The sequence below is a fragment of the Thermomonospora echinospora genome, assembly GCF_900108175.1.
In the GTDB taxonomy this organism is placed as follows: domain Bacteria; phylum Actinomycetota; class Actinomycetes; order Streptosporangiales; family Streptosporangiaceae; genus Thermomonospora; species Thermomonospora echinospora.
This window is the reverse complement of the sequence record NZ_FNVO01000013.1, coordinates 69,188-85,827: the sequence shown is the minus strand read 5'-3', so window position 1 is coordinate 85,827 and position 16,640 is coordinate 69,188. Positions and strand designations below refer to the sequence as shown.

13 protein-coding genes are annotated in these 16,640 nt (G+C 74.5%); 5 read left to right on the top strand and 8 right to left on the bottom strand.

All coding sequences use genetic code 11. From position 1 onward, the window contains the following. Positions 1-72 precede the first annotated feature (72 nt). On the bottom strand, positions 73-837 hold the full coding sequence (locus C4U03_RS25975; RefSeq protein ID WP_103941026.1) for a nuclease-related domain-containing protein: 765 nt from the start codon (positions 835-837) through the stop codon (positions 73-75). Positions 838-1,120: 283 nt separating this feature from the next. Between C4U03_RS25975 and hrpB the strand changes: the two genes are divergently transcribed. Next, positions 1,121-3,676 carry an ATP-dependent helicase HrpB gene (gene hrpB / locus C4U03_RS25970; protein WP_103941024.1) on the top strand — a complete coding sequence of 852 codons (2,556 nt, stop codon included), beginning with the start codon at positions 1,121-1,123 and terminating at the stop codon, positions 3,674-3,676. A gap of 42 nt (positions 3,677-3,718) precedes the next feature. Here hrpB and C4U03_RS25965 read toward each other — a convergent pair whose 3' ends face one another. Beyond that, the gene (locus C4U03_RS25965) at positions 3,719-4,147 is read right to left on the bottom strand and encodes a PPOX class F420-dependent oxidoreductase (RefSeq protein ID WP_103941022.1); all 429 of its coding nucleotides are present in this window, start codon (positions 4,145-4,147) and stop codon (positions 3,719-3,721) included. A 96-nt stretch (positions 4,148-4,243) separates the two neighbouring features. Further along, positions 4,244-4,954, bottom strand: coding sequence for a hypothetical protein (locus tag C4U03_RS25960; protein WP_103941020.1), 711 nt, complete (start codon positions 4,952-4,954; stop codon positions 4,244-4,246). 337 nt (positions 4,955-5,291) lie between these two features. Between C4U03_RS25960 and C4U03_RS25955 the strand changes: the two genes are divergently transcribed. The 4 genes from C4U03_RS25955 to C4U03_RS25940 all read left to right on the top strand — a co-directional run bounded on the left by C4U03_RS25955 (position 5,292) and on the right by C4U03_RS25940 (position 7,744). After that, a complete protein-coding gene (locus C4U03_RS25955; protein ID WP_146087530.1) occupies positions 5,292-5,570 on the top strand; it encodes a hypothetical protein in 279 nt (92 codons plus the stop codon). 58 nt (positions 5,571-5,628) lie between these two features. Beyond that, the gene (locus C4U03_RS25950) at positions 5,629-6,246 is read left to right on the top strand and encodes a sigma-70 family RNA polymerase sigma factor (protein ID WP_103941016.1); all 618 of its coding nucleotides are present in this window, start codon (positions 5,629-5,631) and stop codon (positions 6,244-6,246) included. Continuing rightward, positions 6,243-6,974, top strand: a complete 732-nt coding sequence (locus C4U03_RS25945; protein ID WP_103941014.1) for a zf-HC2 domain-containing protein — start codon at positions 6,243-6,245, stop codon at positions 6,972-6,974. The genes C4U03_RS25950 and C4U03_RS25945 overlap by 4 nt, the downstream gene beginning before the upstream one ends. A 68-nt stretch (positions 6,975-7,042) precedes the next feature. Beyond that, positions 7,043-7,744, top strand: coding sequence for a hypothetical protein (locus tag C4U03_RS25940; RefSeq protein WP_235018131.1), 702 nt, complete (start codon positions 7,043-7,045; stop codon positions 7,742-7,744). Positions 7,745-7,892: 148 nt separating this feature from the next. On the opposite strand, the gene kynU is transcribed toward C4U03_RS25940, so the two are convergent. The 5 genes from kynU to C4U03_RS25915 all read right to left on the bottom strand — a co-directional run bounded on the left by kynU (position 7,893) and on the right by C4U03_RS25915 (position 16,625). After that, positions 7,893-9,137 carry a kynureninase gene (gene kynU / locus C4U03_RS25935; RefSeq protein ID WP_103941010.1) on the bottom strand — a complete coding sequence of 415 codons (1,245 nt, stop codon included), beginning with the start codon at positions 9,135-9,137 and terminating at the stop codon, positions 7,893-7,895. Positions 9,138-9,218: 81 nt separating this feature from the next. Beyond that, on the bottom strand, positions 9,219-11,609 hold the full coding sequence (locus C4U03_RS25930) for an FAD-dependent oxidoreductase (RefSeq protein WP_103941008.1): 2,391 nt from the start codon (positions 11,607-11,609) through the stop codon (positions 9,219-9,221). Between the two features lies 1 nt (position 11,610). Next, positions 11,611-12,705 (bottom strand): alpha/beta hydrolase, encoded by a 1,095-nt coding sequence (locus C4U03_RS25925; protein ID WP_103941006.1) that lies wholly within the window; start codon positions 12,703-12,705, stop codon positions 11,611-11,613. Between the two features lie 155 nt (positions 12,706-12,860). Further along, positions 12,861-15,788: a helix-turn-helix transcriptional regulator gene (locus C4U03_RS42580; RefSeq protein ID WP_103941239.1), complete on the bottom strand. Its 2,928-nt coding sequence runs from the start codon at positions 15,786-15,788 to the stop codon at positions 12,861-12,863. 258 nt (positions 15,789-16,046) lie between these two features. After that, the gene (locus C4U03_RS25915) at positions 16,047-16,625 is read right to left on the bottom strand and encodes a fused DSP-PTPase phosphatase/NAD kinase-like protein (protein WP_235018129.1); all 579 of its coding nucleotides are present in this window, start codon (positions 16,623-16,625) and stop codon (positions 16,047-16,049) included. Positions 16,626-16,640: the final 15 nt, after the last annotated feature.

Sequence of the window (16,640 nt, the reverse complement as noted above, 5' to 3'; positions counted from 1 at the left end):
TGGGGGTCGGTTTCCCGTGATCGAGCGGAAGTCCGCGGTCTGTGGGGCCGGGGGAGTCCCCGGCCGGGCGGGTCAGGCGTCGGTCATGGTGCGGCCTCCGATGGGCAGGGTGTAGACCGCCGCCCGCAGCACGTCCTCGATCTGCTCGGGGGACAGCTCGGCGGTGGGGTGGCGGGCGGGCCAGCGCAGCAGCGCCCACGGGCTCAGCACGGTGATGCCGTCGGCGGTGAACCCGCCGCGCCCGCGGATCCGGCCGCCGTGCACCGCCAGCAGCGGGGCCACGGTGATCTCGGTGCCCAGCCGCTTGGTGAGCAGTCCCGAGACCGTCCGGGCCATCCCGGTCAGCCGCTTGACCAGCTGCGAGGGGGTCCGGTCGTCGATGAACAGCCGGTCGCCGTGCCGGGTCAGCTCGGTCTCCGGATGCCAGGCCTGGTTGTCGATCAGCCAGACCCCGCCCGGGCCGATGAGCAACTGGTCGAGGGTGTCGTGGCCGGGGACCACCCGCTGGTGCAGCACCCGGTAGCCGCGCCGCTCCAGCGTCCAGCGCAGCAGTCGGCTCATCCGCTCCTCGCCGCGCAGCCCTCGCCGCCACACCCCGGCCGCCTGGTAACGCCGGTAGTGCACCAGGGCGTCGAGGCCGCCCGCGACGACCGCCAGCACCAGGCCGAACAAGGGGGAGACGACGTATCCGCCGACGAGCAGCGCGACGACCGCGATAATGGCACGGGTACGCAGTCTCGACTTGCGGTCCTGAAGCCACAGCTCCTCGAAAACCGCCTGTGGGGAACCGCCTGTGAAGGCCTCCCTGCCCCGGGTGTAGATCGAGCTGCCAATCATCCGGTTACCTCCATCGCACCTGCGACTATGCCATCCATTATCTGGATACACCAGCCATTGGCATAATCGTGCCCCGGGTTATGTGAATCAGCCGTGAAAGTCACACGGTGCGCAAGGGGTGCGGGCCGGCCGCCGCCCGACGTGCTTTCTCCGCACCGTGACGGTGCGTGGCCGAGAATGTTCTCTCAGGGCTTATGAAAGTGTAATTGAAATGGTCGGTGCAACTGTCACTGCACATTTTCTGTGGGGCCGGTCACGCCGCCCGGTCCAGCACACTGGGGGGATGCGCGACCACCCGACCCGCCACGAGCCGCTGCCCGTCCGTGCCGTGATCCCCGGCCTGCACGCGGCGCTGGACGGATCCGGGGCGGCGGTGCTGGCGGCGCCGCCCGGCACCGGCAAGACCACGCTGGTGCCGCTCGCCCTGGCCGGGGCGCTGCCGGACGTCCCGGGCGGCCCGCCCGGGGAGCGCCGGGTGCTGGTCGTCGAGCCGCGCCGGCCCGCAGTGCGGGCCGCGGCCCGCCGGATGGCCTGGCTGTTGGGGGAGCGGGTCGGGGAACGGGTGGGCTTCGCGGTGCGGGGCGAGCACCGGCCGGGACGGCTGGTCGAGGTGGTGACCACCGGCGTGCTGCTGCGGCGCCTGCAGGACGATCCCGAGCTGGCCGGGATCGACGCGGTGCTGCTGGACGAGTGCCACGAACGCCATCTCGACGCCGACACCGCGATGGCGTTCCTGCTGGACGTGCGCGCGGCGCTGCGGCCCGACCTGCGTCTGGTCGCGGCCTCGGCCACCGCCGACACCGGCCCGTGGGCGGGACTGCTGCGGGGCCCGGTGGTGGAGACCGACGCCCGGACGCACCCGGTGGAGGTCCTCTGGTCGCCGCCACCGCGCCCGCTGCCGCCCCCGCACGGCATGCGCGTGGCCCCCGAACTGCTGGAGCACGTGGCCGCCACCGTCCGCCGCGCGCTGGCCGAGCGCGACGGCGACGTCCTGTGCTTCCTGCCCGGCGTCGGCGAGATCGCGAGGGTCTCCGCCCTGCTGCGCGACCTCGGGCCCGTCGCCGACCTGCTGGAGGTGCACGGCCGCGCGGGTACGGACGTGCAGGACGCGGTGCTCTCGCCCGCGGCGCGGCGGCGGGTGGTGCTGGCGACCGCCGTGGCCGAGTCGAGCCTGACCGTGCCGGGCGTACGGATCGTGGTCGACTCCGGCCTGGCCCGCGAGCCCCGCACCGACCACGCCCGAGGACTGGGCGCGCTGACCACCGTGCGGGTCTCGCGGGCGGCGGCCGAGCAGCGGGCGGGCCGGGCGGGCCGGCAGGGGCCGGGCACCGTGTACCGGTGCTGGACCGCCGCCGAGCACGAACGGCTGGCCGAGCGGCCCCGGCCGGAGATCGCGCTGGCCGACCTCACCGCGTTCGCCCTGCAGATCGCCTGCTGGGGCGACCCGGACGCCAAGGGGCTGGCCCTCCTGGACCCGCCGCCGGAGGCTGCGCTGCGCGCCGCCCAGGCCACCCTGCGTGCGATCGGCGCGGTGGACTCCGGCGGCCGGGTCACCGACCGCGGCCGCCGGATGGCGCGCGCCGGCGTCCACCCTCGGCTGGCGCGGGCCCTCCTCGACGGGGCCGCGCTAGTGGGGGCACGGGCCGCCGCCGAGGTGGTGGCGCTGCTGTCGGAGCCGCCGCCCGGCGGAGCCGGCGACGACCTCGCCGACGTGCTGCACGCGGTGCGCGCCGGGCGCCGCGACGCCGGGCACGCCGACCGCTGGCGCCGGGAGGTGCGCCGCCTGCGCCGCACCCTGGACGGCCGCCCGGCCTCCGGGGGTGACCCGGGCAAGAACACCCGCACCGGCCGGGCGGACGGCTTCGGCGGCGGTGCGGTGGACGAGGCCGCCATCGGGACGGTGGTCGCACTGGCCTTTCCCGAGCGGGTGGCCAAGGTCAGGGGAGGGCGCGGCTTCCTGATGGCCTCCGGCACCGGGGCCGAACTCGCCGAGGGCTCACGGCTGGCGACCGCCCGGCCGCGGTGGCTGGCGATCGCCGTCGCCGACCGTCCCGCCGGGGCGGCCTCCGCCCGGATCCGGCAGGCGGCGGTCATCGACGAGGACCTCGCCCGGCTGGCCGCCGCGCCGCTGCTGGCCGCGACCGAGGAGGTCGCCTGGCGGGACGGGGACGTGGCCGCCCGCCGTACCGAACGGCTCGGCGCGATCGAGCTGTCGGCCGCCCCGCTGCCCGATCCCGACCCCGGAGCGGTCGCGGCCGCGCTGCGGGACGGCCTGCGGCGGGAGGGGCTGTCGCTGCTGACCTGGACCCCGGAGGCCGTCGCGTTGCGCGAGCGGCTGGCCTTCTGCCGCCGCGCCCTCGGCGACCCCTGGCCGGACGTGGACGACGCGGCCCTGCTGGAGCACGTCATCGGACGGCTGCACGGCCTGTGGCGCCGCGCCGACCTGGCCCGCCTCGACATGGTCGCCGCCCTGCGCGGGCTGCTGCCCTGGGAGTGCGCCGCCCGGCTGGAGGAGATGGCGCCCGAGCGCGTCACCGTGCCGTCGGGCTCTAGGGTCCGTGTCGACTACGGCGGAGAGCGGCCCGTCCTGGCGGTGAAACTGCAGGAACTGTTCGGGTGGGACGCCGCGCCCCGGCTGGCCGGCGGCCGGGTACCGCTGGTGGTGCACCTGCTGTCCCCGGCCGGACGGCCCGCCGCCGTCACCGCCGACCTGGCGTCGTTCTGGCGCGAGGGCTACCGGGCGGTACGGGCCGAACTGCGCGGCCGCTACCCGCGCCATCCCTGGCCCGAGGATCCGGCCACCGCCCAGCCCACCCGCCGCGCCAACCCCCGCCGCTGACCCCGCCGAGCCGCCGCCGGTGCGGCGTGGCCGTACCGAGGGTCAGGCGGGCGGCTGGCCGTAGAGGTGTTCGACGTGGAGGCGGACCATGCGGCGCTGGTCTTCGACCATGGCGCGGCGGTAGTCGTCCCAGTCGGGGTGCTCGCCCTGGACGGCGCGGTAGAGGTCGATGAGCTCCTCCACCACGGCGTCGTGCCGGTCGGCCGCGACCGGGGAGAGGTCGGCGGTGCCCTGGGCCACCGCCCAGGCCCAGCCGTCCGGGGTGGTGACATGCAGGCTCGCCCGGGGGTCGCGGGCGAGGTTGCGCGCCTTGGCCCGGTCCGCGGTGATCGAGACGCGGATCAGCGAGCGGTCCGGGTCGTAGTGGAAGGTGACATTGGACAGCTGGGGCCTGCCGTCCCGCTTGATCGTCGCGAGCACTCCCAGGTTGCGTTCTTGCAGCAGCTTCTGCAGCGCGGCGTCATCGGCCATGATCGTCCTCCAGAGGGTTCGCGGGTCGACGCTTCATCATGCGCCAACCCGCGCGCCCTCCGTCCGCTTCCCGGCCGGGGCCGGGAATCGTGATCATCACCGCCGCGACCGCTGTGAGGGGACCAGTGGCGGCATGGCCGGCAGCCGGTCGTGCAGCTCCCCGAGGTCGGCGAAGACGATCGGGTCGCCGATGTGGATGTGGCCGCGGTAGGCCGCGCCCTTGGCGGTGACCTTGACGGCCTGGAAGTCGCCCGGCGCCATCCGGGTGAACCCCGTGCGGACCACGTCGGCGTACAGCGAGTCCGACACCATGTAGGCCAGGTCGCGCTCCGGCTCGTCGGCCAGCAGCCGGCGCAGCGGCACGGCGTCCAGCAGCCGCTGCACCACGATCGGCGCGTCGCCGGCGGGCCCGAACGGGCCTGCGGTCAGCGTGCCGTGGTGCACCGCCAGCCGGATCCGCAGCCGGGGCCGCCCGGACCGCTCCCGGTTCAGCGCGCGCAGCCCGGCCGCCAGCAGCAGGGGGAAGTCCCCGACCACTGGAGCCAGGTCGGCGTCCTCGGGCAGCATGGCCAGTTCGCCGTCGCCGCCGACCTGCTTGTCCCAGCGGGCGCGGTCCAGCCCGGCGCCGGCCGCCGCCCGGTCCAGCGCCTGCGACAGGTCCCGCTGGGCGTGCAGCTGCTCGCGGGTGTCCCGCTTGCTGTAGCCCTGGATGTCGACGGCCACCAGCAGCCGGTACACCAGCTGGTCGTCCCGTCCCGCCGGCTCCTGGGACAGGTTCTCGGCAAGGTTCTCGGCAAGATCGTTCACTGCTCGGCCCCCTTCGGTTCTCGTCGGCGAACCCGGGACGCTGCCCGCATCCGCTCCAGGTGTGGAGAGAGTGTGCCGACGGATCCCCCCCGGAGGTGCCATCCACCGTCCTTTCCCTTGAGAGTCATGGTGCTCATTGGACGCAGGAACCGTCCTCCTGGTCCCATGGTCAGGTGAACCTATCCAACTAGTTAGGTCACTTCGGGCGACTAAGGCCCGCCGCGCGCCCTGGGACGGGCGTCGAACGCTCGCGTCGGGCCGCTGAACCCCGCCGCGGACCGCCCGCGTACTTCCTGCCGACTTCCCGCCGACATGGCGGCACCGCGGAAGGAGGCGCATGGTGACCCGACAACGGGCCGCGATCGCGGAATCGGCGCAGGCGGCGGTCTCGGCGGCCGGCCGTCGTACCGCCGCGCCCGCGACCGCGCGACCGGCGCCCACCCGGCGAAGCGGGGAGGGCGGCCGGCAGGCCGGCCCCTCCGACGGAAGGCCCGATGGAAGGAAAGTGCAGACATCCGACGGCAGAGGTGGTAACAATGGCGGCGGGAACAACGGCGGCGGCGACGACTCCGACCGGTATGCCGAAGGCTTCGAGCGTGGCGGCTCTGACGATTGAGCCTGGTCTCGCCTTGACGGCACCGACAACCGTCCCGCCCCGCCCCGGAGATGCCCTGATGGCGCACAGAACCCCCGCCGCCCCCTCGTCCACCGTCCCGCCCTCGGCGCGCGAGCGTGCCTCCGGCAGTCGGTGGAGCTGGTTCCGCGGCCCCAGCCCGTCGGCGACGGTGGACGACCAGGTGATCGTGACCGAGCTGTACCGCGTGTACGGGCGGCCGCTGCTGTCGTTCGTGCTGCGGCTGACCGGCGGCGACCGGCACTGGGCCGAGGACGTGGTACAGGAGACCATGATCCGGGCCTGGCGCAGCGCCCACCAGCTCGACGCCAACGCCACCTCGCTGCTGCCCTGGCTGGCCACCGTGGCCCGCCGCATCGTCATCGACGACCAGCGCCGCAAGAACGCCCGTCCCCAGGAGGCGGGCGAGGGACCGCTGGAGAACCTGCACGCCCCCGACGGGTTGGAGGATCTGCTGCGTTCGGTAGTCGTTTCCGAGGCGCTGCGGTCGCTGTCGCCCGCGCACCGCGAGATTCTGAACGAGACGTTCTTTCGCGACCGCTCGGTCAACGAGGCGGCCAAGGCGCTGGGCATTCCCGTGGGCACGGTCAAGTCCCGGGTGTACTACGCGCTGCGGGCGCTGCGCGTCGCCCTGGAGGAAAGAGGGGCGACCCTGTGAACACCCGGCACATCGACGTCGGCGCCTACGCGCTGGACCTGCTCGAAGAGCCGGACCGGCGCGCGTTCGAGGCGCACCTGGCGACGTGCGCGCGCTGCCACGAGGAACTGGCGGCGCTGCGCGACGTCGCGGCGGCGCTGGACGGCATGCCGCTGTTGGAGAGCCTTCCGGAGACGCCCGCGACGGACGCGGCGATCGTCACCGATCTGGTCCAGCGCCGGGCCGGCCTGGCCCGGCGGCAACGCCGCTCCCGGGTGCTGCTCAGCGCGGCCGCGGGGGTCGTCCTGCTGGCGGGCGGGGCCGGCACGGGCATGGCCCTGGCGGACGGCGGGGACGAGCGTCCCGGCCCGGCACCCGTGGTCGCGGCGCCTCCGGCCGACGGCGCGCAGGCGCTGCTGGCCGACGGGGAGCGCCGGACGGCCACCGACCCCGGCACGGGGGTGTCCGGGGTGGTCGCCTGGGAGTCCAAGCAGTGGGGGGCGCGGGTGGCGCTGCGCCTGAGCAAGGTGCGCGGGCCGCTGGAGTGCCGGTTGGTGGCGGTCAGCCCCGGCGGCCGGGCCCGGGTGGTCACCGGCTGGTCGGTGCCCGACAAGGGCTACGGCGTGCCCGGCTCCCCGGCACCGCTGACCGTGCAGGGCGGGGTGGCTGTGCAGCCCGCCCAGATCGAGCGCTTTGAGGTCCGCACCGACGACGGCCGGACGCTGCTGACGGTACCCGTCCGAGGCTAGTGATCTACAACGTAAAGGCGTCGGGCGGGTACGGACCGCCCCGCCCGGCCGTCGACTAGCCTGTGCCGGTGCGCACCGAACCCCACTCCGGACGCGACCTCGCACTTCCCGCGCTGCGCGAGGTCTACCGGGCCTACGTGCGGGCGGCCGGCGGGCTGCCGGCACTGCCCGACCCACTGCGGGCCGAACTGTGGACCTCCACCCAGCTCGGCGCGTTGGAGTCGGCCGCCCCACACGCGGCGGGGCACCGGCTCGCGATGGGCGACCTGATCGCCGAACTGCATCGGGCCGCCGCCCCGGGGACACGGGCGTTCCTGCTGGGCATCGCCGCGATCGGCCCGCAGTGGGCGCGGCGGGCGGCGGGCAAGGCCGCCGCGGCCCTGCGCGACCTGCCCGCGCCGCCCTGGGCGGACGCGCTCGGCCAGGTCACCCCCGGGCCCGCCTGGCTGATCCAGGAGGGCCCGCTGGACGGTGACCGCCTGGTGCTGGAGTTCCGGTACGGGCCCGAGCACACCGGCCCGCACCACGCGCTGGCCGTACGGCTCATGCAGGACTCGCCCACCGAGATCGTCGTGGTCGGGGACGTGGCCGCCATGATGGCCGATGCTCGCAAGGCGGTGCAGGCCGAGCTGTGCACCGTCCAGCCGGTCGCGCAGGGGGCGGCGGCCGGGCGGCTGCGGGCCGCCCTCGACACCGGGACCCCGCCGCCCGAGGACTGCTACCCGGCCCTGGCCCTGGCTCGGCACCGAGCCGCGGTCATCGGCTCCTGACCGAGGCGTGCCGGTCGGGGAGACATGACGGCCGGGTTCGCGGCCGGAGCCGCCGGCGCACCGGCCTCGGAAGCGACGCGGCCGGTGCGCACGAGACCGTCAAACCCCGATGACAGCGCGCGAACCCCGCCCTCAGAGGGGGAGGAGATCATGTGACGGCGTTGCGCACCGCGTACTTGCCGTCCCGCCATGCGCCCGTCCGCAGGATGTCCGCCAGCGCCTCGGTGGCATCCCACACGTCCACGTAGCGCAGGTAGAGCGGCGTGAACCCGAACCGCATGACGTCGGGGGCGCGGAAGTCGCCGATGACGCCCCGGTCGATGAGGGCCTGCACGATCGCGTAGCCGTCGCCCGGATCGCCGTCACGGACGCGCAGGGCGACCTGGCTGCCGCGCCGCTCGGGCTCACGGGGCGTGAGGGTCTCCAGGCCCAGTTCCTCGGCCCGCCGCATGAACAGGTCGGTCAGCGCCAGGCTCTTGGTGCGCAGCGCGGCCATGTCGACGCGCTCCCACACCTCCAGCGAGGCCGCCAGCGCGGCACCGCCCACCACCGGCTGCGACCCGGTGAGGAAACGGCGAATGCCGGGGTCGGGTGCGTACCCGGGCTCGAACGCGAACGGCTCGGCGTGCCCCCACCAGCCCGACAGCGGCTGCCGTACGGAACCGATGTGCCGCGCCGCGCAGAAGACGAACGCGGGGGAGCCCGGCCCGGCGTTCAGGTACTTGTAGCCGCACCCCACGGCGAAGTCGACGCCGCAGGCGTTCAGCTCGACGGGGAGGGCCCCGGCCGAATGGCACAGGTCCCAGATCACCAGCGCGCCGTGCCGGTGGACGAGGTCGGTCACCGCCGCCATGTCCTGCAGGCGTCCGGTGCGGTAGTCGACATGGTTGAGCAGCACCACGGCGACCTCGTCGTCCAGCACGCCGGGAAGTTCACGGGCGTCGGCGACGAGACGGCGCTCCACCCCGTCCAGCGTCCCCGCCAGGCCCTCGGTGATGTACAGGTCGGTGGGGAAACTGCCGGACTCGGCGACGACCGCCCGCCGTCCCGGGCGCATCCGCAGCGCGGCGGCGAGGGTCTTGAAGATGTTGACCGAGGTGGAGTCGCAGACCACCACCTCGCCGGGGGAGGCGCCCAGCAGCGGCGCCAGCCGGTCGCCGAGCACGGTGGGGAGGTCCCACCAGCCGGCCTCGTTCCAACTGCGGATCAGCCGCTGCCCCCACTCGTGCTCGATGAGCCGGTGGACACGGTCAAGGGTGCGGCGGGGGAGCGCGCCCAGCGAGTTGCCGTCCAGGTAGATCACACCCTCGGGCAGCACGAACTCGGTGCGCAGGCCCGACAGCGGGTCGGCGGCGTCCAGGGCGGCGCACTCGTTTCGGGATGTTGCGGTCATTCGGCCAGTCTTACCTGGAAAAAGGGTGGGACGCGAAGGCACCCCGCAGTTCCTTCGCGTCCCACGATCGAGGGGGCCGGCTCACCCGCCCGGCCCGTACACCTCCCACAGCTCCCCGGCGAAGAACCGGCCGAAGCGGGCCAGCGCTGTCAGTCCCGCGGGGCCACTGGTGCGGAAGGTGGTGAGCTGCTCGGCGAAGTCGGCCGGCCGGATGTGCAGCACGCCCGAGCCCAGGACACGGGCCGCCGCGTCGCCGCCGGGCTCGGAATGGCCCTCCAGCAGCCGGGTGTAGAGGGTAGAGGTGTCCGGCCAGATCCGGGTGGGCGGGCCGTGCAGGACGTTCTTCCAGCCGACCAGGGTGAGCGGGCGGCCCTCGCCGTCGGTGAGGTGCAGCCGGTAGCGCATCTCCCGCCGGTCCTGGTCGCCGGCCGGGGCGAACAGGTTGAACCAGCCGCGCAGCACCGGACGGCGGCCGCCCAGGCCGGGCGCCTCGACCCAGCCCTCGGCCCCGGCGGTGTGCTCCGGGTCGTCCAGGAATCGGTCCACGTCGTCGGCGGTGATGGTCAACCGGAAGGAGAGGGGCTCCCGGGCGTCGCCGCGCGCCCCGGTCCGCGGGTCGCCGGCCCCCGGCGTCCAGAAGCCCTTCATCTCCTCGGTGAACGCCAGCGAGGTGGCGTCCGGTCGCGGCCGCTCGAGCTGCGGGCCGGCCGCGGCCGGGGCCCCCGCCCCGCCCGTGGCGGCCGGCCCGGCCCCTGTATCGAGCAGCCGCATGCACATCCGGTCGGCCAGGGCCGCGATGGTCAGTGCCGGGTTGGCGCCCACCGGCCCGGGCAGCGCGGAGCCGTCGGCGATGTAGAGCCCCGGATGGCCGAAGACCTCGCCGTACGGGTCGCACACCCCCTCGGCCGGATGCCGCCCCATCGGGGCCCCGCCCAGCGGATGCACGGTGACGACCCGCTTGCGGAACCAGATGGGGTTGTCGGAGTAGTCGGCGCCGAGCACGTCGGCGATCCGCTGCATGGTCTTGCGCAGCCGTTCGAAGTGCGCCTCGCTGGTCTCGGTGGTCCACACCGCCTCCAGCCGGCCCTTCCGCAGCCGCAGCGTCCCGTCGGGTGTGTCGCGGCCCATCCCGAGCAGCGGCAGCGAGCTGACCGACAGGGCCCCGCCGCCGATCAGCTCGCTCAGCTCGGCCGACAGGTTGGTGTCGGGCGCGTCGGAGAAGAAGTCGACGAACCGCTCCCACAGGAACCGGGCGGCGCGGCCGATCTGGTCGCCGAGGTCGGCGCCCTCGACCAGCCAGTCCACGAAGCCGGGGTAGCCGCCGTCCTGGATATAGCCGCCGCGGTGGCCGCTGCCGGCCAGGGGGTCGCCGTCCACCTCGTCGGGCAGCCGGATCGCGCTGGTGATCACCGGGCCGCGGGCGGCGTTCAGCGGCTGGACCCGGTTGCGGTCCTTGGCCCGCAGCAGGAACGTCAGCAGGTCTCCGTTGCCGCAGAACCGGGTGCCCAGCGCCGGGCCCAGCCCCGGAAGCTCCCGACGGGACCGCAGCAGCAGGTAGGAGGTGCCATAGGTGCCGGCCGCCAGCACCAGCCGGTCGCAGCCGATGGTGCGGACCGGCGTGCCGGCCGCCTCGGCGGCGGCCTCGGCGGCCTTGGCGGTGGTGTCGTGATGGACGTAGTCGACCTCGTAGCCGCCGCCCGCCCGTGGCCGGATCCGCATGACCTCGTGGGAGGTGCGCAGGTCCGCGCCGTGGTGGCGGGCCGCCGACAGGTAGGTGAAGTCGAGGCTGTTCTTGGCCCCGTCGTTGCAGCCGATGTCGCACTCGCCGCACAGCCGGCAGGTACGGCGCGGCACTCCGTGCAGGTTGCCGTACTCCGGCTCGGCGATCGGCAGGCGCGGGCCCGGCTCGGCACCGTGATACGGGGCGAAGCTGATCGCCAGCGGCGGCAGGAACCAGTCCAGGCCCAGCTCGGCCGCCGCGTCCTGCATGGCGTGGGTCTTGGGGGTGTCGGCGTAGGCCGGGCGGTCGAGCGGATACGGTGAGGCCCCCATCATCCGCTCGACCGCGTCGTAGTGCGGGTCCAACTCGGCCCGCGATACCGGCCAGGGCTCGTACCCGCCGTCCGGTGCGCGGTGCTCGTGGACGAACCAGCGTTCGTCCTTGCGCAGCAGCACGTTGGCGTAGATCAGCGAGCCGCCCCCCAGCCCGCTGGAGACCACCGAGTCGCAGCCGTCGAAGCTCCACACGTCGTACATGCCGTACAGGCCCTCGCGCGGATCCCAGAACGCCCGGCCCATCTCGGCGGGGGAGCGGGGGAAGCTGCCGGGCGGGAACGCCTGGCCCCGCTCCAGCACCACCACCGACCGGCCCGCCTCGGCCAGCCGGTAGGCGGCCACCGAGCCCCCGAAGCCGGAGCCGACGACGACCACGTCGACGTGCTCGCTCGCCCCGGAACCCACCCCGGTCTGCATGTCAGGCCGCCTTCCGCTTGATGAAGTCGACCATCTTGGGGAAGACGTCGGCGTGGGCGTTCTTGCCGAGGAACGGGTCCATATGGCCGTAGCCGGGCAGCATGTCCAGCTCGTGCAGGCCCGGCGCGGCCTCCTCCAGCCGCTTGTGGCAGACGATGTTGGAGTCGGCGAAGACCTTGTTGCGGTCGCCGGTCAGCAGCAGCACCGGGGTGCCGACGTCGGCGGCGGCCGCCAGGTAGTCGTCCGGCAGGGCGGTGAAGCGGCGGTCACGGCCGTCGTACTTCACCGCCCTGCCGGCCTCCACCATCTTGTGGACGTGCCGGTAGTAGTGCACGCCGACGCCCCCGCAGAGGTCGGCGATGCGCCGGTGGGTGGCATCGTCCAGATTGCGGTGCTCGTACAGCGCGGGCCGGCCGCTGCCCCACATGAAGCTGAGCAGATGGCAGGCCCGCACGTCGCATTCGCGGTGGAACGCCGACAGCAGCCGCGACAGCATCCAGCCGCGGGTCAGCACCGGCGCCTCCCCGAACCGGGGGTCCAGGAAGGAGAATCCCAGGACGTACTCGGCCAGCGCCGGCCCGTAGCCCAGCTTGTACCTCGACCACAGCGGCACCCGGGGGGTCAGCGCCACGCTGTTGCACACCACGCTGGCGATGCCGTCCACGGCGCCCCCGTACAGGCTCATCATGAACGACACCGAGCCCAGGCAGTGCGCGATCACGTGCACTCGCCGGTCGCCGACGTGCCGGCGCAACTCGGCGAGCGCGGCCGGGTGGTCGTACAGGGCGCAGTCGTCGAGGGTGAACCGGTGGGTCTCCATGTCGTAGGGGAACCGGTTGCTCATCCGGAAGTCGACCGCCCACACGTCGGTGAAGCCCTCGTCGAGCAGGTGCGTCACCAGGTTGCGGTGCTCGGGCATGATGAACATGTCGCTGGCGAGCGTCAGCCCGTGGACGACCAGTACGACGTCGTCGCAGTCGGCGCGGCGGAACCTGGTCAGGCTCAGACCCAGGCCGTCCTCGGTCGCGAAGGGGTGTACGGAGATCTCCGCGTCCTTCACGCCCTCGTGCGTGAACCGCGGGATGCGGCTGCTCATGGGTCGTCCTCCAGGGGTGCGCCCGGCGGGGTGTGATGCCGGGCAACCGTGATCGACTATCTCGTCGCGCACGTGTGCGCGACATCGTGGCAAACCCTGACTTACGTACGGGAACCCCCACGAATACGTAGTGCGGTCCCCGTACGCGCCGGGGTTCAAGACTCCGTATCGAAGACGTCCAGCCTGCTCAGGGCGTTGACCATGGCGACGCGGGAGTTGACGCCGAGCTTGGCGAAGATGTGGGACAGGTGGGTCTCCACGGTGCGGATGCTCAGGTAGAGCCGCTCGGCGATCTGCTGGTTGGTGCAGCCGTCCACCACGAGGCGGGCCACCTGCAGTTCGCGGCGGGACAGCCCGCCGGCCCCGGTCCCGCGCCCGCCGCCGGAGGGGACGCGGATCCCGGCCCGCCGTTGTTCGCGCAGCGCCTGGGCGTGCAGCGGGCGGGCGCCGGCGGCCTCGAAGATCTCGGCGGCGGCGCGCAGGTCGGCCCTGGCCTGCGCGCGGGCGCCCGCGCCCGCGTCGACGGCGGCGGTGCCGGCGCGCAGCAGGGCGCGCCCGGCGTCCAGGCGGTGCCCGGCCGTCTCCAGGGCCGCGGCGGCCCGGCGGGCGTGCTCGGCGGCGGCGGCCGGATCGGCCGGGCGCAGCACGTGCGCGCGGGCCAGGTCGGCCAGCGCCAGGTTGGTCTCCAGCAGCGGATGGGCGATCTCGGCCGCCCGGTCGGCCCAGCGGGCGGCCTCGGCGGCGTCGCCGCGGGCGGCCTCGATGCCGGCCAGCGTCTCGCAGGCCCGTAGCAGGGTGTTCTGGTCGAGGTCGGCGGCGCTCTCGCTCTCGGCGCACGCCTCGCGCAGCAGGGCAGCCCCGCGCTCGGTGTCCCCGGAGTCGATCACGGCCATGGCGTGCGCGTAGCCGGCCAGCCGGCCCCACCACTCGCCGCTGCCGCCGCTGGTGCGCACCGCGTCCCGGCCCCAGGCCACCGCCTCCTCGCCGGCGCCGGTCCAGGCGCCGACCAGGCACTGCTGGGTCAGGGCGAACACCATCAGCTGGTCCGAGCGCAGCATCCGGGCGACGGCGACGGCCTCGTCGGCGGCGGTGGCGGCCTCGGTCAGCAGCCCCAGCATGGCGTAGGCGTTGGCCTGCCCGGCCAGTGCGGTGGGGACGATGTAGCTCTGGCCGGTGGCGCGGGCGACCTTCAGTACCCGCTCGAAGCGGTCGCGGGCGACGGCGTACTGGCCCAAGAACAGCTGGGTCCAGCACAGCCAGGTGATGGCGTCCAGCCACTCGGCCAGGTGCCCGTCAGGGGCGGCGGCGATGAGCCGGTCGGCGCCGTCGACGTGGCGCAGGGCGTCCTCGACGCGGCCGTCGGCGTAGGCGGGCATCGGGCGCAGCGCGGCCACCGCCACCGTCAGGCTGGGCTCCCAGTCGTCGGCGGTGTCGGGCACCAGGTCCAGCACCGCCTGGGCGGCGCGGAAGTCGACCCGCATCAGGCTCTCGGCCACCAGCCGCAGCCGCAGCATCACCGCCGGGGCCGACCGCGGATCGGGCATCACGCGCAGCTCGGCCAGCAGCAGCCCGCGGGCCTCCTGCGGATTGCCCAGCAGGCGTTCCATCATGGCGCAGAAGCGGGCGGCGCGGGCGCGCAGCGGATGGGCGTCGGCCGGTAGCAGCCGCAGCACCTCGCGGGCGGCCCGGCGGCCCTCGGCGAGCTGCCCGCTGACGGCCTGCATCTTGGCCAGCTCCGTGAGCACGGCCAGCCGGTCGGGAGCACCGTCGGGCGTCAGCTTCAGGGCGGCCTCAAGCCACTGGGCGGCCGTTCCCGGCGCGTGCGGGGCGACCGTGTGGGCGGCCTCCACCAAAGTGCCGATCGCCTCGGGGTCGCCGAACCGGCCCGACCGCTCCACATGGCGGGCGCGCACCGTCGCGGGCACGCCCAGCCGGGCCAGATGGGAGGCGACCCGGGCGTGCACCCCCACCCGCCACCCGGCCGCCGCCGACCCGTAGGTGGCATGCCGCACCAGCGGGTGCCGGAAGCGGAACCGGCCGCCGGAGACCGGACGTACCACGTCACGGGCGGTCAGCTCGTCGAGGGCCTTCAGCGCGGTGCTCTCGGGCACCTCGGCGGCGGCCGCCACCAGTGACGGCTCGAACTCGTCGGCCGCCACCGCCGCCGCCCGCGCCACCAGCAGCGCCGGACCCGGCAGCCCGGTCAGCTCGGCCTGCAACGCCGCCTGCACCGCCGGCGGCAGCTCACCGGAGCCGACGACCTGCCCCTCTTCGCCAGGGCGCCCCGTGGCGGCGGTCGGCCCGCCGTCCATCCGGGCCAGCGCCTCCAGGTAGAAGGGGTTGCCGCCGCTGGCCGCGTACAGCGCCTCTTGCCGGGGGCCGCTGATCTGCGGGCCGAGGAACTCGGCCACCTCCGCCCTGGTCAGCGGCCGTACCCCGATCCGCACCCCGTGCCCGCCGGCCGTCTCCACCAGCGTGGCCAGCCGGGGCGCGGCCTGCGCGGGCCGGTAGGCCACCGCCACCAGCACCCGGGCGCGGGGCGGATGGCGGACCAGATGGTCCAGCAGCTCGACGGAGGCGTCGTCGGCCCAGTGCACGTCGTCGAGGATCAGCACCAGCCCGGACGGCCCGGCCAGCTCCTCCAGCAGCCGCCGCACCGTCCGGTACAGCCGGTACCGGGCCAGCCCGGTCAGGTCGGCCGGGTCGTCGGGGTCGCCCGCCTCCCCGGCGGCCGACATCGACGGGGACATTGACGGGGACATTGACGGGGACATCGACGGGGACATCGACGGGAACACCGTGGCCAGCAGTCGCGCCGCCCCCGCGCCCAGGTCCGGGCGCTGCTCCTCCAGATGGTCGTCCAGGGCGTCGATCACCACGCCGAACGGCATGTCCTGCTCGAACTCGGCCGCGCGCCCGGCCACCGCAGGCAGCTTGTGGGCCTGAGCCGCCCCCGACAACTCCATCAACAGCCGGGTCTTGCCCGCCCCCGGCTCGCCCTCCAGCGCCACGAACCGGAACGCCCCTGCCGCCGTCGCGTCCAGCGCCTGTTCCAGGGCATGCAGAACGTCGCGCCGTCCCACCAACGGCGCCGGCCCGGCGGGACCGGGGCGTCGGTTCCCGTCCCGGCGGTCCGTACGACCTTCCACTGCCCACACCCCAATGCGACAGGCGGTCGGTACGCCATGATTATGCGTCTGTCCGCAACCGGTAAGGATCGCGATCGACACATTACCGACGTTCACACCGGCGGACCGGTCGCCCGCCGTCAACGGTAGATCGCGCGATCCGGGCCACCTGTGTCACATGCCACGTTGTGGCCGTGGCCCGGCCGCGCGGCGTCAGCGATGGTTCAGCCGGGCCCAGGATCGGCGGGGGGAGTCGGCGAACCTGCTGAGGGCGACGACCAGGCGGGGCGGCCGCCCGGCCCGGGTGCCGTGCAGGCGCCGCATGAACACCACCTGCTCCAGCGAGGGCGGGCCCACGGCGAGGCTGCGCCGGGTCGCGGTGGCAGCGTCGGCCTGCCCTGTCCCGACGAGATAGGCGGCGGCCATGGAGCCGGTGCGCCCGACCCCGGCGCCGCAGTGCACGAAGACCAGTCCCGGCGCCCGTTGTACCACCGCCATGAACCGGCCGACCTGCTCGACCGACGGCGGCTGGCCGTCGCGGACCGGCAGTCGGACCACCGTCAGCCCGGCGTGCCCCGGTGCGGTCGACCGGGATGCGGGCAGCCGCTCGGCGCGCAGGTCCACCACCGTGCGCACCCCCAGCGCGGCCAGCCTGCGGTATCCCTCGGCGGACGGGGCGGCGCCGCGCAGCACCCGGTCGTCGACGCGGGCGAAGTTGGGAACGCCGGGCAGCGACGTCGCCTCACCACCGGTACGGGCCATGGCGGACATCCCGAGGATGGTCCCGCTCACGGCGAGCCACGTCAG

What these genes read in the sequence shown, in the direction of transcription:
- C4U03_RS25930 (WP_103941008.1), bottom strand. Translation starts at nt 11,609, where the DNA reads ATGCAGACCGGGGTGGGTTCCGGGGCGAGCGAGCACGTCGACGTGGTC.
- C4U03_RS25925 (WP_103941006.1), bottom strand. Translation starts at nt 12,705, where the DNA reads ATGAGCAGCCGCATCCCGCGGTTCACGCACGAGGGCGTGAAGGACGCG.
- hrpB (WP_103941024.1), top strand. Translation starts at nt 1,121, where the DNA reads ATGCGCGACCACCCGACCCGCCACGAGCCGCTGCCCGTCCGTGCCGTG.
- C4U03_RS25965 (WP_103941022.1), bottom strand. Translation starts at nt 4,147, where the DNA reads ATGGCCGATGACGCCGCGCTGCAGAAGCTGCTGCAAGAACGCAACCTG.
- C4U03_RS25950 (WP_103941016.1), top strand. Translation starts at nt 5,629, where the DNA reads ATGGCGCACAGAACCCCCGCCGCCCCCTCGTCCACCGTCCCGCCCTCG.
- kynU (WP_103941010.1), bottom strand. Translation starts at nt 9,137, where the DNA reads ATGACCGCAACATCCCGAAACGAGTGCGCCGCCCTGGACGCCGCCGAC.
- C4U03_RS25975 (WP_103941026.1), bottom strand. Translation starts at nt 837, where the DNA reads ATGATTGGCAGCTCGATCTACACCCGGGGCAGGGAGGCCTTCACAGGC.
- C4U03_RS25955 (WP_146087530.1), top strand. Translation starts at nt 5,292, where the DNA reads ATGGTGACCCGACAACGGGCCGCGATCGCGGAATCGGCGCAGGCGGCG.